The organism is Klebsiella sp. 10-1, from assembly GCF_009758445.1.
In the GTDB taxonomy this organism is placed as follows: Bacteria; Pseudomonadota; Gammaproteobacteria; order Enterobacterales; family Enterobacteriaceae; genus Klebsiella; species Klebsiella scottii.
In genome coordinates, this window is record NZ_WQRE01000004.1 from 449258 (window position 1) to 462182 (window position 12925).

Sequence of the window (12925 nt, forward strand, 5' to 3'; positions counted from 1 at the left end):
GCAATCATGGCGGCGTTACCGGATAAAGATAAACTGCTGCGCAACTTCAGCCGTTGCGCAAACTGGGAAGAGAAGTACCTCTATATTATTGAGCTTGGCCAGCGGCTGGCGCCGCTGAGCGCCGAGGAGCATACGGCGCAAAACATTATCCAGGGCTGCCAGAGCCAGGTATGGATTGTCGTGGAGCAGAACGAGACGGGCGCGCTCGTGCTGCGCGGCGATAGCGACGCGGCTATCGTCAAAGGGCTCATCGCCGTGGTGTTTATTCTCTATGACCAGATGACGGCCAAGGATATCACCGCTTTTGACGTTCGCCCGTGGTTTGAAAAGATGGCGCTGACTCAGCATCTTACGCCATCGCGGTCGCAGGGGCTGGAAGCCATGATTCGCGCAATTCGCGCGAAAGCCGCAAATCTTAGCTAGAATAAACAGGTAGATTTCATTCTGTTACGTTCGGTGGGAACGCGTTTCCCGCCGATGTACAGATCCTGGCGTTTTATTAGCGAAAGAAGGAATCTCAGTATGAAACGCGCGTCTCTCCTCACTTTATCCCTTCTGGCGGCCCTCAGCGTGCAGCATGGCGCCTGGGCGGTAGATTACCCACTTCCTCCTGCTAACAGCAGGATCATTGGTCAAAATCAATTCTGGACGGTGCAGGAGGGGGATCGCAACCTGCAGGCGATTGCTCGTCATTTTGATACCGCGGCAATGCTGATCCTCGAAGCTAACGATACGCTGGCGCCGGTAGAGCCTGAACCGGGCACCCAGGTGCTGATCCCTTCGCAGATGCTGCTGCCCGACACGCCTCGCGAGGGAATTGTCGTGAACCTGGCGGAGCTGCGGCTCTACTACTTCCCGCCGGGGCAAAATCAGGTGCAGGTCTATCCTCTCGGCATTGGCCAGCTTGGGCTGGAAACGCCGGAGATGACCACCCGCGTCGGGCAGAAGATCCCCAATCCGACCTGGACCCCGACGGCGGGCATCCGCGCCCGCTCGCTGGAGAAAGGGATTAAGCTGCCGCCCGTTATTCCGGCGGGGCCGAACAACCCTCTGGGACGCTATGCGCTGCGCCTGGCGTACGGTAACGGCGAATACCTCATTCATGGCACCAACGCGCCGGATAGCGTGGGGCTGCGGGTCAGCTCCGGCTGTATGCGCATGAACGCCGCCGACATTCAGGCACTCTTTAGCCAGGTGAAGACCGGAACGCCGGTGCGCATCATCAATCAGCCGGTGAAGTTTGCGGTTGAGCCCGACGGCAGGCGCTACGTTGAGGTACACCGGCCGCTGTCGCAGGATGAAAGCGGCGATACCCGAACTATTGCCTATACGCTCCCGGCGGAATTCCATCAGTTTTCCGGCGATAAGTCCGTCGACGAGGCGCTGCTGAAGCGCGCGCTGTCGAGAAGAGCGGGCTACCCGGTGGTGGTTTCTGGCGGTGAGCAGAGCAGTGCCGGAGGGGCGGTATCGAATTTGTCGGTGCAGAATGCGCCGGTGGATGAGAGTACAAGAGTGCAGTAAATCGGGGAGAGCAGGACAAAAAAATGGCGCACAATGTGCGCCATTTCTATTACACAGGCACTATTACTTACGGTATTTAGTAGCCTGGTTGTCCAGACGCTGGTTAGCGCGTGCTGCGTCATCTTTAGCAGCCTGAACGTCGGAACGGATTGCGTTCACGTCGTTGCTCAGCTGGTCAACTTTAGCGTTCAGAGTCTGAACGTCAGAAGACAGCTGATCGATTTTAGCATTGCTGGAGCAACCAGCCAGCAGAGTAGAACCCAGGATTACCGCGCCCAGTACCAGTTTAGTACGATTCATTATTAATACCCTCTAGATTGAGTTAATCTCCATGTAGCGTTACAAGTATTACACAAACTTTTTTGGGATGAGAATATTTTTTTACGGTAATACGCTTATTTTTGATCGTTCGCTCAAAGAACCAACGAATTTGGAGGATTAGTTTAAAAAGCTGTGTGAAAACAGCACGCTTCCATCGGATTCATCTTAGATAATCTCTTATTAAATAGTAAATTCCGATTTGCATTTTTATTAAGAGTAGCTAGTGATTGAATAAAAAAAAAGCGCCTCACGGAGGCGCCTTTAAAAAAACGAATTAGCCTGTAAATTATTACAGCACGTGCACGGATGCGGTATTGGTTGTTCCGCTTGGAACCAGCGCTCCGGACACCATCACGACGACGTCGCCTTTACGCGCCAGACCGCTCTGCAGAGCCAGCTCTTTGCCCAGCATGTAGAAGTCGTCGGTAGAGGCCAGCTGCTCAACCAGCTGCGGTACAACGCCTTTGGTCAGCACCAGCTGGCGGGCGGTGGTTTCGTTGGTGGTCAGCGCCAGGATAGTGGCATCCGGGAAGTATTTACGCACTGCGCGAGCGGATTTACCGCCCTGGGTGGCGACGACGATCAGCGGCGCTTCCAGTTTTTCAGCGGTTTCTACAGCACCACGGCAAACGGCTTCGGTGATGCGCAGCTTGCGGTTGTCGTTGTTGAACTCCAGACGGCTGGTCATGACGCGGTCGGTACGTTCGCAGATGGTCGCCATGATGGTAACCGCTTCCAGCGGGTATTTACCTTTTGCCGATTCGCCGGACAGCATCACGGCATCGGTGCCGTCGAGGATGGCGTTAGCGACGTCGCCGGCTTCCGCGCGGGTCGGACGCGGGTTCTTGATCATTGAGTCCAGCATCTGGGTAGCGGTGATAACCACTTTACGCGCGCGGATACATTTTTCGATGATCATTTTCTGGGCGAAGATAACTTCTTCAACCGGGATTTCAACGCCCATGTCGCCACGAGCAACCATGATGCCGTCGGAGGCTTCAAGGATTTCGTCGAAGTTGTTCAGGCCTTCCTGGTTTTCGATCTTGGAGATGATCTGAATGTTGTCGCCACCGTTAGCCTTCAGGTGTTCGCGAATTTCTACTACGTCAGAACGCTTGCGGATAAAGGATGCGGCAACAAAGTCAACGCCCTGTTCGCAGCCGAAGATCAGGTCCTGTTTGTCTTTCTCAGCCAGCGCCGGCAGAGCGATAGATACGCCCGGCAGGTTAACGCCTTTGTTCTCGCCGAGGTCGCCGTTATTCAGCACTTTACAGATAACGTTTTTACCTTCGATGGCGGTAACTTCCATACCGATCAGACCATCGTCAACCAGTACGGTGTTGCCAACGGAGAGGTCAGAGGTAAAACCTTCATAGGTGACGGCTACGATTTCGTTGTTGCCGACTACGGATTTGTCGGTTGTGAAGGTGAAGGTCTGACCCGCTTTCAGGGAGACGTCGTTGCCGCCTTCCAGTTTGATGGTGCGAATTTCCGGACCTTTGGTATCCAGCAGGATAGCGGCGGTTTTACCGGTTTTGCTCACCACATTGCGCAGGTTCTGGATGCGCTGACCGTGTTCAGCATAGTCGCCGTGAGAGAAGTTCAGACGCATGACGTTCATGCCCGCGTCCAGCATCTTGGTTAACATCTCTTCGGATTCGGTTTTCGGACCGATGGTGCAAACAATTTTGGTCTTTTTCATGAAGGTATTAGTCTTTAAGTTGTGAAGGATAGGGGAATCTCGCTCCGTGGGCGCACTGCCGTGGAGGCAAACCTGTATTGCGAAAGCTGCTATGCCACGCTCTAAGGATAGGTGACAACAATAGAGCGTGCAGAAGAATGTGTGCTGGCGGTTCAGCCCATGAAAAGAGGCAATTTTTTATGCTTTTAGTCATGCAGTCCAATGTGCTGAAACCATTCAAGAAAGAATCGGTGTGCATTATACGACGATGAAACAAAAAAGGAAAATGAAAACAACGTTTCATTTTCCGTTATACAAACGCAACAAAACTCACACCAATAACAATCTTATCTGCAACACAAATTTTCGCCAGTCGCTAAGATAAACTGGCCGCAGCGTGCCGTTTTAGCCGCGGTTTGGTCATGGAAATTCGTCATTAGCGAAGAAACGGTGCGCTGGTTTGATTTATGCGGAAAAGATATCAATAATGAATTGATTGATAATGATAATTTGCGAGCGTGATTTGATGGGAAACCGAGCAAAAGACGATGAGTTGTACCAGGAAATGTGCCGCGTGGTGGGGAAAGTCGTGCTCGAAATGCGCGATCTTGGTCAGGAACCGAAACATATCGTGATTGCCGGCGTCGTTCGCACCGCGCTGGCGAATCCCAAAATCGCCCGTTCGGAGCTGACTCATGAAGCGATGACCCGGGTTATTCACGCCTTATCAGGACATGAATAACGCCGACGGCAGCGCCTCAGGCTTCAGGATATAACGAAGCGAACCACCGCTTTTACCGCGATATCGCAGTGGTGGGCGACCATCGCCTCATCGTCGATTTCCGGCAGCGGATCGTCGAGATAGAGGCTGTTGAAGGTGTAAAAATTCGAGACCTGATAAAAGCTGAAGCTGCTGATCAGCCGGTGGACGTCCCGCGGCTCAATCCCGGCCTGAAAAATCCCCTGCTGCTGCCCGCGCTGGAGAATATCCTCGAGGATGGAAAGGGCGGTTCGGTTCAGCGGTTTCAGCTGCCCGGATGACTGCAGCCACTTCCCGCGCTGCATATTCTCCATACAGATCACGCGCATAAAGTCCGCGTGGGTCGCGTGATAGCGCACGCTCCACCTCACCAGCTGAACCAACGCCTCCACCGGAGGAAGCTGCTCCAGCCCGAGCTGCTGTTCCGTTTCGCGAATACGGGCGTAGACGTGCTGCAGCACGGCCTGATACAGCAGCTCTTTGCTTTTGAAGTAGTAGACCACCATCCGCTTGGTCGTCTGCGCTTCGACGGCGATCTGTTCCATCCGCGCCCCCGAAAGCCCGTGTTCGGCAAATACGGCAATCGCGGCGGTGAAGATCCGCTCTTTCAGGGATTGCGCTTCATCATGAGCAACCACGGACATAACCACTCCTTTTTTCTGAGAGACAAAAAATACACATAACGATCACAATTTAGCAACCTTGTGTGGCGCGGATGAACCAAATGATACATATTCAGGGCTCACGTCCGCTGATGACACGAGGATCTATGCTGCGCTCAATCGCCACCGTCTCGATTTCCGGTACCTTACCTGAAAAGCTTCACGCCATTGCCGCTGCGGGTTATCAGGGCGTCGAAATCTTCGAAAACGATCTGCTCTATTATACGGGCACGCCGGCGGATATTCGTAATCTGGCGGCTGATTTAGGGCTAAAAATCACGCTTTTTCAACCCTTTCGCGATTTTGAAGGCGCCAGCCGCGCGCAGTTTGCGGCCAATCTGGCGCGGGCGAGGCGCAAATTCGCGCTGATGCATGAGCTCGGCTGCGACACCATGCTGCTTTGCAGCAACGTGCAGCCGGACTGCTCCGCCGATATCTCCCTGCAGGTGGCGGATTTACGCGCCCTGGCGGATCTGGCGGAGCAGGAGGGCATTATCGTGGGCTATGAGGCGCTGGCCTGGGGGACTCACGTTAACCTCTGGCATCAGGCCTGGGAGCGGGTAAAAGCGGTGAACAGCCCGGCAATGGGCATCGTACTCGACAGCTTCCATATCCTGGCGCGCGGCGACGATCTGGCGCGGCTCCACGAGGTGCCGGTGGATAAAGTCACCTTCCTGCAGCTTGCCGACGCGCCGCTGATGAAGATGGATGTCCTCGAATGGAGCCGCCATTTCCGCTGCTTCCCCGGCCAGGGGCAGCTGCCGCTGGTGGATTTTGCCTGCGAGCTGACCCGCTGCGGCTATCGCGGCCCGTGGTCGCTGGAGATCTTTAATGATGGTTTTCGCGCCTCGCCGAACGGCGCGACGGCGAAAGACGGCTACCGTTCGCTGCTGTGGCTGGAAGAGCAGACCCGGCGCCAGCTGGCGAGCAGCGATGCGGCGCTGTTTGACGCGCCGGAGTTAGCCCCCTACACGGGGCTGGAGTTTATTGAGTTTGCCGCCAGCCCCTCCGAGGCCAAAACCCTCGGCCAGCGCCTGGCGCAGCTGGGTTTTCAGCAGGAGGGCCAGCATCGTTCGAAACAGGTGGCGCTGTGGCGTAACGGGGCGGCAAGAGCCGTCGTCAACTTTCAGCCGCACAGCTGGGCCGACCATTTCTACCAGCGCCACGGGATCTCGCTGTGCGCGATGGCCCTTGGCGTCAGCCGCAGCGCGCCGATTATTGCGCGCGCTCGCGCCTACGGTTACGCCACCTGGCAGGGCGACGCCGGGCCGAATGAAAGCCCGATTCCGGCGGTTTGCGCCCCGGATGGCAGCCTGATTTATTTGATTGAGCGCGGGGACGATATCTATGCCCGCGATTTCCACCTGCAGCCGCCTGCGGCTGTGCGCGATGATTACAGCGGCATCGACCACCTGGCGCTCGGGATGGAGGCGGACAGCCGCGACAACTGGATTATGTTCTTCCGCACGGTGTTCGGCTTTACCCTCGAACATGAACAGACGCTGCCGGACCCGTACGGTCTGGTGCGAAGCCTTGCGGTACATAGCCCGCAGGGCAACATCCGCCTGGCGCTGAATATTTCTCAAAGCCGCGCGACGCAGATTGCCCGCTCCGTTGCCTGCTATCAGGGCGCAGGCCTGCAGCATGCGGCCTTCGCCTGCCGGGACCTGCCGGCCACCCTCAATTGCCTGCCTGAGGTCTCCCTTAACGCGCTGCCGATCCCGGCAAACTACTATGAGGATTTAGCGGCGCGCTTTGGCGCAGGTGAGAGCGTGGCGCTGTTCAAACGTCTGCAGCTCCTCTACGACAGCGATGGCCAGGGCGGTGAATTCCTGCATCTCTACACCCGACCCTTTTCCGCAGGGCGCTTTTTCTTTGAGTTGACCGAAAGACGTGACGGCTACGCGCTCTACGGCGCGGCGAACGCGGCGGTGCGTCTTTCGGCGATGCAGTACGGCTAGTTTGTATCAAATGGTTCATCTGATACGTGTCGCCCATACAATAACAACATTCATCTGCACCCAACGCACCACATCACTCGCGCTGCGTTAAGGCGGCAACGTTCCTGCCGCCCGTACAAAAGCGACCCGGGTGATAACGTGTCTATGACAGGAAACGACTATGAGTTTTTATAGCCATAACCACGCGGCGACGGCGGCGACCGTGACCACCGCGCGCCGCTCCCGGCGGCGTATCGGGATCCTTTCGCTGCTGGCCGTCGGTACGATGATTAACTACCTTGACCGAACGGTATTAGGCATTGCGGCCCCCAGCTTAACCTCCGAGCTCGGCATCGATGCCGCGGTGATGGGGATCGTGTTTTCCGCCTTCGCGTGGACCTACGCGCTGGCGCAGATCCCCGGCGGCCTGTTCCTCGACCGTTTCGGCAACAAGGTGACCTATTTCCTGTCGTTGACCCTGTGGTCGCTGTTTACCCTGTTTCACGGCATGGCGCTTGGCCTCAAGACGCTGCTGCTTTGCCGTTTTGGCCTCGGGGTCAGCGAAGCGCCGTGCTTTCCGGTCAACAGCCGGGTCGTCAGCGCCTGGTTCCCCCAGCAGGAGCGGGCCAAAGCCACTGCGGTATATACGGTGGGCGAATATCTTGGGCTGGCCTGCTTCTCCCCGCTGCTGTTCTGGATCATGGGCAGCTTTGGCTGGCGGACGCTGTTTATCAGCGTCGGCGCGGTCGGCGTGCTGTTCGCGCTGGTGTGGTGGCGCTGCTACCGCGAGCCGCACGAGGATAAGCAGCTTAGCCCGCAGGAGCGTGACCATATCGCCAGCGGCGGCGGCATGACTACCGCGATGCAGCAGCGGACGCTCTTCAGCTGGCCGCTGGTCCGCCAGCTGCTCGGCAAGCGGCAGATCCTCGGCGCCAGCATCGGCCAGTTTGCCGGCAATACGGTACTGGTCTTCTTCCTGACCTGGTTTCCGACCTACCTGGCGACCGAGCGCCACATGCCGTGGCTAAAAGTGGGCTTCTTCGCCATTCTGCCGTTCCTCGCCGCCGCCGGCGGGGTGATGTTCGGCGGCTGGGTATCCGACAGGCTGCTGAAGGCCACCGGCTCGGCGAACCTTGGGCGCAAGCTGCCTATCGTTGCCGGCCTGCTGATGGCCAGCACCATTATCTCCGCCAACTGGCTGACCAGCGATCTGGCGGTGATCCTCGTGATGTCGTTCGCCTTCTTTGGTCAGGGCATGGTCGGCCTCGGCTGGACGCTGATTTCCGATATCGCTCCACGGGGGCTGGGCGGGCTGACCGGCGGGTTGTTCAACTTCTGTGCCAACCTTGCCGGGATCCTCACGCCGCTGATCGTCGGCTTTATCGTCGCGGCCTTCGGCAGCTTCTTCTATGCGCTGGTCTATATCGGCGGCGCGGCGCTGCTCGGCGTGGTGGCATATCTGTTTATTCTTGGCGACGTCAAACGCATCGAGCTGGCGAAATAGAGAGAGGGGCAGGAGATGGTGATTAGTGGCAACACGCGGCTGATAGCGCACCTTGGCTATCCTACCGCCAGTTTTAAGGCACCGATGATTTATAACCCGTGGTTTGTAAACCAGCAGGTGGATGTCAAAGTGGTGCCGATGGGGGTCAGACCTGAGGACTATGCCGACTTTATCGCGCCGCTGTTCTCGATGACCAATATCGTCGGCGCGCTGGTTACCATGCCGCACAAGATTGCCACCTGCGGCCTGGTGCAGCATCTCAGCCCCACGGCGGCAATTGCCGGCGCGTGTAACGCCATTCGCCGCGAGGCCGACGGCAGCCTGAGCGGGGATATGTTTGATGGCGAAGGCTTCGTCCTTGGCATCCGCCGCAAGGGTTTTCAGCCCCAGGGCGCGCGGGCGCTGGTCATCGGCTGCGGCGGCGTTGGCTCGGCGATCGCCGCTTCGCTGGCGGCGGCGGGGGTCCGCGCCCTGACGCTCTACGATAGCCGTCCGCAGGCGGTGCAGGCGCTGGCCGGGCGTCTGCTGCGGCACTATCCGGTGCTGGATCTCAGCCTGATGCAGCGCGATCCGCAGGGGCATGACCTGGTGGTCAACGCTACGCCGCTGGGCATGAAGGCCGACGACCCGCTGCCGCTGGACCCGCAGCGGCTGTCTCCCGCCTGCTGGGTGGGCGAAGTGGTGATGACCCACGAAATGACGCCGCTGCTGCGGGCGGCGCAGGAGCGGGGCTGCGCGATCCAGCGCGGCACCGACATGCTGTTTGAAATGATCCCCGCCTACCTGCGCTTTTTCAATTTGCCGGTGGCGACCCCGGAACGGCTGCGGGAGCTGGCGGAAATTCGCTACTGAAACGCGCTCAGTCCGGTTACCATAGCCAGCATTTCCGGGCTTCAGCGAGAGATCTATGACACCTTGCATCGTTCTGCTGGCGGCGGGGAGCCTGAAGGGCGCCTTTGTCCCGCTGCTGGCGCGTTTTCATCAGCTTACCGGCATTGCGGTCGAGGCGCATTTTGCTCCCGCAGGCCTGCTGCGCGAGCGGATTGAGGCCGGGGAGCGCTGCTCGGTTTTCGCCTCCGCCAATAGCCAGCATCCGCAGGCGCTGCAGCAGGCGGGGCTGGCGGGCGAGTGCTGGCCGTTTGCCGCTAACCAACTGATGCTCACCGTGCGACGAACGGCCGCTAGCGATGAGGCCGACTGGCTGACGCTGCTCTGCGACCCGCAGCTACGCCTGGCGACCTCAACGCCGGGCTGCGATCCTTCCGGCGACTATACCTGGCAACTATTCGAACGGATTGAAGCCGGCTATCCGGGGGCCGGGCGGCGGATGATGGCCCGCGCGCGGCAGCTGGTGGGGGGAAGGGGTTCGCTACAGGTCCCGCCGGGCAGCACGGCAGGGGCCTGGCTGATTGGCGAAGGGTTAGCCGATCTGTTTATCGGCTACGCCCACTACGTCGGCCAAATGGCGGCCGGCGACGCGCTGCGTACCGTCGCCATTCCGCCGCCGTGGAACGTTCGCGCCGACTACTACCTGACACAAACCGAAGAGAGCGCCGGGGCGCAGCGGCTCAGCCGCTTTATTCTTGGCGACGAGGGGCAGAGCTACCTGCGCGCGGCGGGCTTTTTGCCGGTCAGCGGCGGATCGTAAACTGCGGCGCCAGCAGCGGTACGGCCGATCCGGGGTGATCGATTTTGTGGACCGGTAAACCGTAGGCCCGCTGCAGATTGGCTTCGCTCAGCACCTCGGCGGAGCGGCCCGCCAGCCACTCGCCGTCAGGCAGCAGGAGTAAAGTATGGCTGGCTATCTGCAGGGCGTGGGTAGGATCGTGGGTGGTGAACAGCACCGTGCGCGTCTGGCGATGCGCCAGATCGCTAATCAGCTGCAGCACCACCTGCTGATTAGCGAGATCCAGCGCCGAGCAGGGCTCGTCGAGCAGGATATTCTGGCTGGCGCCCACCAGCGCGCGGGCAATCAGGACCAGCTGCTGCTGGCCGCCGGAGAGCGCGCGAAAGGATGCGGCGGCCAGATGCGCAATCCCCAGCTGGCGCAGCGCCTCCTGAACCTGCCGTCGGTCTTCAGCGCCGGGCTGGGCGAACAGATCGACATGGCGAGCGCGGCCCATCAGCACCACCTCCTGCACCTGCCAACTGAATGCCGGGCGAAAAGATTGCGGCACGATGGCGGTGCCGTCGACGGACTCAAACCGGCCGCCGAGCGGCGGCAGCACGCCGGTCAGCGTATCAAGCAGCGTGCTTTTTCCGCGCCCGTTAGCGCCCAGGATCGCCCAGATCTCGCCGGCGCGACAGCGCAGGCTAAGGGGAGCAAACAGCGGCTGACGGTGGCCATAAAGCAGCTGCGTCAGGCTAAGAGAGGCCTCCATCAGACGGTTCCTCGACGACGGGAATGGAAAAGCAGCCAGCTAAACAGCGGCGCGCCGAGCAGGGCGGTGATAATCCCAATCGGGATCTCCGCCTGGGTTAAGGTGCGGGCCAGACTGTCCACCACCACCATAAAGCCGCCGCCGAGCCAGAAGGCGGTGGGCAGCAGGCGTCGATGGTCGGCGCCGACCAGCAGGCGGGCAAGGTGCGGAATAACCAGACCGACCCAGGCGATGCTGCCGCTGACCGCCACCTGCGCGGCCACCAGCACGGCGCAGCAGACCAGCACGCTACGCCGCAGCGCGGTGACCGATACCCCCAGCCCGCGGGCGTCCTTATCCTCCAGCGCCAGCAGGTTAATCCGCCAGCGCAGCCGATAGAGAATGGTTGCGGCGGCGATAACCGGCAGCGCCATCAGCAGCACCTTATGCCAGTTAGCGGTGGCGAAGCTGCCCAGCAGCCAGAAGACGATATTCGGCAGCGTCTCTTCGCTATCGGCCAGATACTGCATCAGGCTGACCAGCGCGGCGAAAAAGCCGCTGAGGATAATGCCCGAGAGGATCAGCACCAGGGTGTTTTCCCGCCCCTGCAGCGCCGCAATCAGGTACACCAGCATCAGCGCCAGCAGGCCAAAACCGAACGTTGAGGCCATCATCAGCAGCGTGTCCAGGCCTAAGAGGATCGCCAGCGTCCCGCCGAAAGCGGAGCCGGAGGTCACGCCGATGATATGCGGATCAACCAGCGGGTTTTGAAATACCCCCTGCAGGGTGGCTCCGCACAGGCCCAGCGCGCCGCCGGCCAGCAGCGCCATCACCACCCGCGGCAGACGCACCGACCAGACGATCTGCCCGGCCACGCCGTCGGCGGGCGACAGATGGCCAAGCTGGCGAAAGACCTCGCCGAGGCTCAGCGGATACTGACCCAAACAGAGTGAAGTCACGGCGATCAGCAGCGTTGCCAGCGCCAGGCCTCCCTGCAGCAGGGCCGGGTGACGATTACTGAGCATCGGGCGTCCATTTTACGCGGTAAAAGCGCTGGTAATAATCCTCCGCCCTGGCGTCGACGTCGACGGCGCTATAGCGGGACGGATAGAGCTTTTTCGCCATCCACAGTTCGCCGATCGCCAGCGCTTCCGGCATCGGGTAGCCCCAGGCTTTGGCGTATTCCGGCATCAGCCAGACGCGATGGTTTTTGACCGCGTCGATTCTCTGCCACTGCGGATCGGCGATAATCTGGTTCACCACTTCCGGATAGCGGTCCTGGACAAAGATCACCTCCGGGTTCCACTGCAGCACCTGCTCCAGCGAGACCTGACGCGCGCCCTTCACCGAGGCGGCCGCCACGTTCAGCGCGCCCGCGTGCTTCATCATCAGGCCGGTATACTTCCCGGAGCCGTAGGTATTAAGATCGGGATTAGCCATATAGACGCGGACCCGCCGGCCGTCGGGAATGTCGGCAACCGGCGCGTTGGCCTGCGCCCGGGCGCTAAAGGCGTAGCGAATCAGCTCTTCCGCCTGGGCCTGACGATCGACCACCTCGCCAATCAGACGAATACCCTGTTTCAGCCCTTCGTTATAGGCCTGCTCTTCGTCGGCCATCGACGGGTTCATTTTATTCTTCTCCCCCTCGGCGTCCTGGCGCAGCGACACGGCGACGACCGGGACTCCGGCATTCTGAATCTGCTGAATCATCGCCTGGGGAGCGTAGTTGGCGACGAACACCACCTGCGGATGCAGCGCCAGCAGGCTTTCGATGTTGACCTGGGTTAAATCCCCCGGCGTTGGCAGCCCTTCGATGGCGGGCATAAAGCGCGCAAAGGCCGGGCCGAGCTGCTTTTTCCAGCTGCTCATGACGCCGACAACGTCGTCGGCGGCGTTAAGCTGCACCAGCAGGTTCAGGGTCTGATGCTGCAGCACGACGACGCGGTTAACGCGATCCGGCAGGGTGACCTGGCGCCCCGTCTGGTCGGTGATGGTGCGATCGGCAAAGGCGTTACCGGCGAACAGAGTGCTGCCGATCAGCGTCAGGCTGAGCAGGAAACGAGGTAGTGTTGACATAAGCGGCTCGGTTAGATGGGAAAGAATCGTTGTGTATTAAAATATATAGCGTTGTCGGAAGCAACGCTAAACGTCGCGTATACCCCTTAAGATCAAGGTG

Annotated in this window: 14 protein-coding genes; 7 read left to right on the forward strand and 7 right to left on the reverse strand. The window is 59.6% G+C overall.

Features of this window, described 5'->3' with window-relative positions:
• Nucleotides 1-6: 6 nt before the first annotated feature.
• On the forward strand, nt 7-423 hold the full coding sequence (gene sufE / locus GO007_RS17660) for a cysteine desulfuration protein SufE (protein ID WP_095102092.1): 417 nt from the start codon (nt 7-9) through the stop codon (nt 421-423).
• Nucleotides 424-522: 99 nt separating this feature from the next.
• A complete protein-coding gene (ldtE, locus tag GO007_RS17665; protein ID WP_095102094.1) occupies nt 523-1521 on the forward strand; it encodes a L,D-transpeptidase LdtE in 999 nt (332 codons plus the stop codon).
• Between the two features lie 63 nt (nt 1522-1584).
• Here the strand turns inward: ldtE and lpp are convergent, their stop codons facing one another.
• The 3 genes from lpp to ynhH all read right to left on the reverse strand — a co-directional run bounded on the left by lpp (nt 1585) and on the right by ynhH (nt 3827).
• Entirely contained in the window at nt 1585-1821 is a 237-nt protein-coding gene (gene lpp, locus GO007_RS17670; protein ID WP_010430241.1) for a murein lipoprotein Lpp, read from the reverse strand.
• A gap of 310 nt (nt 1822-2131) precedes the next feature.
• A complete protein-coding gene (gene pykF / locus GO007_RS17675; RefSeq protein ID WP_095102096.1) occupies nt 2132-3544 on the reverse strand; it encodes a pyruvate kinase PykF in 1413 nt (470 codons plus the stop codon).
• Nucleotides 3545-3551: 7 nt separating this feature from the next.
• Nucleotides 3552-3827, reverse strand: a complete 276-nt coding sequence (gene ynhH, locus GO007_RS29725; RefSeq protein ID WP_428983941.1) for a protein YnhH — start codon at nt 3825-3827, stop codon at nt 3552-3554.
• Nucleotides 3828-4049: 222 nt separating this feature from the next.
• Between ynhH and fumD the strand changes: the two genes are divergently transcribed.
• The gene (gene fumD, locus GO007_RS17680) at nt 4050-4265 is read left to right on the forward strand and encodes a fumarate hydratase FumD (protein WP_095102098.1); all 216 of its coding nucleotides are present in this window, start codon (nt 4050-4052) and stop codon (nt 4263-4265) included.
• A gap of 23 nt (nt 4266-4288) precedes the next feature.
• On the opposite strand, the gene GO007_RS17685 is transcribed toward fumD, so the two are convergent.
• Entirely contained in the window at nt 4289-4927 is a 639-nt protein-coding gene (locus GO007_RS17685) for a TetR/AcrR family transcriptional regulator (protein ID WP_095102100.1), read from the reverse strand.
• Nucleotides 4928-5052: 125 nt separating this feature from the next.
• Between GO007_RS17685 and GO007_RS17690 the strand changes: the two genes are divergently transcribed.
• From GO007_RS17690 to GO007_RS17705, 4 genes are all read left to right on the forward strand, one after another.
• Nucleotides 5053-6906, forward strand: coding sequence for a bifunctional sugar phosphate isomerase/epimerase/4-hydroxyphenylpyruvate dioxygenase family protein (locus tag GO007_RS17690; protein WP_095102102.1), 1854 nt, complete (start codon nt 5053-5055; stop codon nt 6904-6906).
• 160 nt (nt 6907-7066) lie between these two features.
• Entirely contained in the window at nt 7067-8389 is a 1323-nt protein-coding gene (locus GO007_RS17695) for an MFS transporter (RefSeq protein ID WP_095102107.1), read from the forward strand.
• Between the two features lie 15 nt (nt 8390-8404).
• The gene (locus GO007_RS17700) at nt 8405-9241 is read left to right on the forward strand and encodes a shikimate dehydrogenase family protein (RefSeq protein WP_095102109.1); all 837 of its coding nucleotides are present in this window, start codon (nt 8405-8407) and stop codon (nt 9239-9241) included.
• 55 nt (nt 9242-9296) lie between these two features.
• Nucleotides 9297-10037, forward strand: coding sequence for a substrate-binding domain-containing protein (locus tag GO007_RS17705; protein WP_095102111.1), 741 nt, complete (start codon nt 9297-9299; stop codon nt 10035-10037).
• Here the strand turns inward: GO007_RS17705 and GO007_RS17710 are convergent.
• Genes GO007_RS17710 through GO007_RS17720 form a run of 3 tightly spaced genes read right to left on the reverse strand, consistent with a single transcriptional unit; the run spans nt 10021 to nt 12825 of the window.
• Nucleotides 10021-10770, reverse strand: a complete 750-nt coding sequence (locus tag GO007_RS17710) for an ABC transporter ATP-binding protein (RefSeq protein ID WP_095102112.1) — start codon at nt 10768-10770, stop codon at nt 10021-10023. The two genes, GO007_RS17705 and GO007_RS17710, sit on opposite strands and share 17 nt — an antisense overlap.
• Complete coding sequence (locus tag GO007_RS17715; RefSeq protein WP_095102114.1) at nt 10770-11774, reverse strand: FecCD family ABC transporter permease; 1005 nt, start codon at nt 11772-11774, stop codon at nt 10770-10772. The genes GO007_RS17710 and GO007_RS17715 overlap by 1 nt, the downstream gene beginning before the upstream one ends.
• On the reverse strand, nt 11764-12825 hold the full coding sequence (locus GO007_RS17720) for an ABC transporter substrate-binding protein (protein WP_095102115.1): 1062 nt from the start codon (nt 12823-12825) through the stop codon (nt 11764-11766). Before GO007_RS17720 ends, GO007_RS17715 begins: the two co-directional genes overlap by 11 nt.
• Nucleotides 12826-12925 lie beyond the last annotated feature (100 nt).

Bases quoted from the DNA above. Each gene is read 5' to 3' on its own strand.
- sufE (WP_095102092.1), top strand. From the start codon at position 7: ATGGCGGCGTTACCGGATAAAGATAAACTGCTGCGCAACTTCAGCCGT.
- ldtE (WP_095102094.1), top strand. From the start codon at position 523: ATGAAACGCGCGTCTCTCCTCACTTTATCCCTTCTGGCGGCCCTCAGC.
- lpp (WP_010430241.1), bottom strand. From the start codon at position 1,821: ATGAATCGTACTAAACTGGTACTGGGCGCGGTAATCCTGGGTTCTACT.
- pykF (WP_095102096.1), bottom strand. From the start codon at position 3,544: ATGAAAAAGACCAAAATTGTTTGCACCATCGGTCCGAAAACCGAATCC.
- ynhH (WP_428983941.1), bottom strand. From the start codon at position 3,827: ATGAAACGTTGTTTTCATTTTCCTTTTTTGTTTCATCGTCGTATAATG.
- fumD (WP_095102098.1), top strand. From the start codon at position 4,050: ATGGGAAACCGAGCAAAAGACGATGAGTTGTACCAGGAAATGTGCCGC.
- GO007_RS17685 (WP_095102100.1), bottom strand. From the start codon at position 4,927: ATGTCCGTGGTTGCTCATGATGAAGCGCAATCCCTGAAAGAGCGGATC.
- GO007_RS17690 (WP_095102102.1), top strand. From the start codon at position 5,053: ATGCTGCGCTCAATCGCCACCGTCTCGATTTCCGGTACCTTACCTGAA.
- GO007_RS17695 (WP_095102107.1), top strand. From the start codon at position 7,067: ATGAGTTTTTATAGCCATAACCACGCGGCGACGGCGGCGACCGTGACC.
- GO007_RS17700 (WP_095102109.1), top strand. From the start codon at position 8,405: ATGGTGATTAGTGGCAACACGCGGCTGATAGCGCACCTTGGCTATCCT.
- GO007_RS17705 (WP_095102111.1), top strand. From the start codon at position 9,297: ATGACACCTTGCATCGTTCTGCTGGCGGCGGGGAGCCTGAAGGGCGCC.
- GO007_RS17710 (WP_095102112.1), bottom strand. From the start codon at position 10,770: ATGGAGGCCTCTCTTAGCCTGACGCAGCTGCTTTATGGCCACCGTCAG.
- GO007_RS17715 (WP_095102114.1), bottom strand. From the start codon at position 11,774: ATGCTCAGTAATCGTCACCCGGCCCTGCTGCAGGGAGGCCTGGCGCTG.
- GO007_RS17720 (WP_095102115.1), bottom strand. From the start codon at position 12,825: ATGTCAACACTACCTCGTTTCCTGCTCAGCCTGACGCTGATCGGCAGC.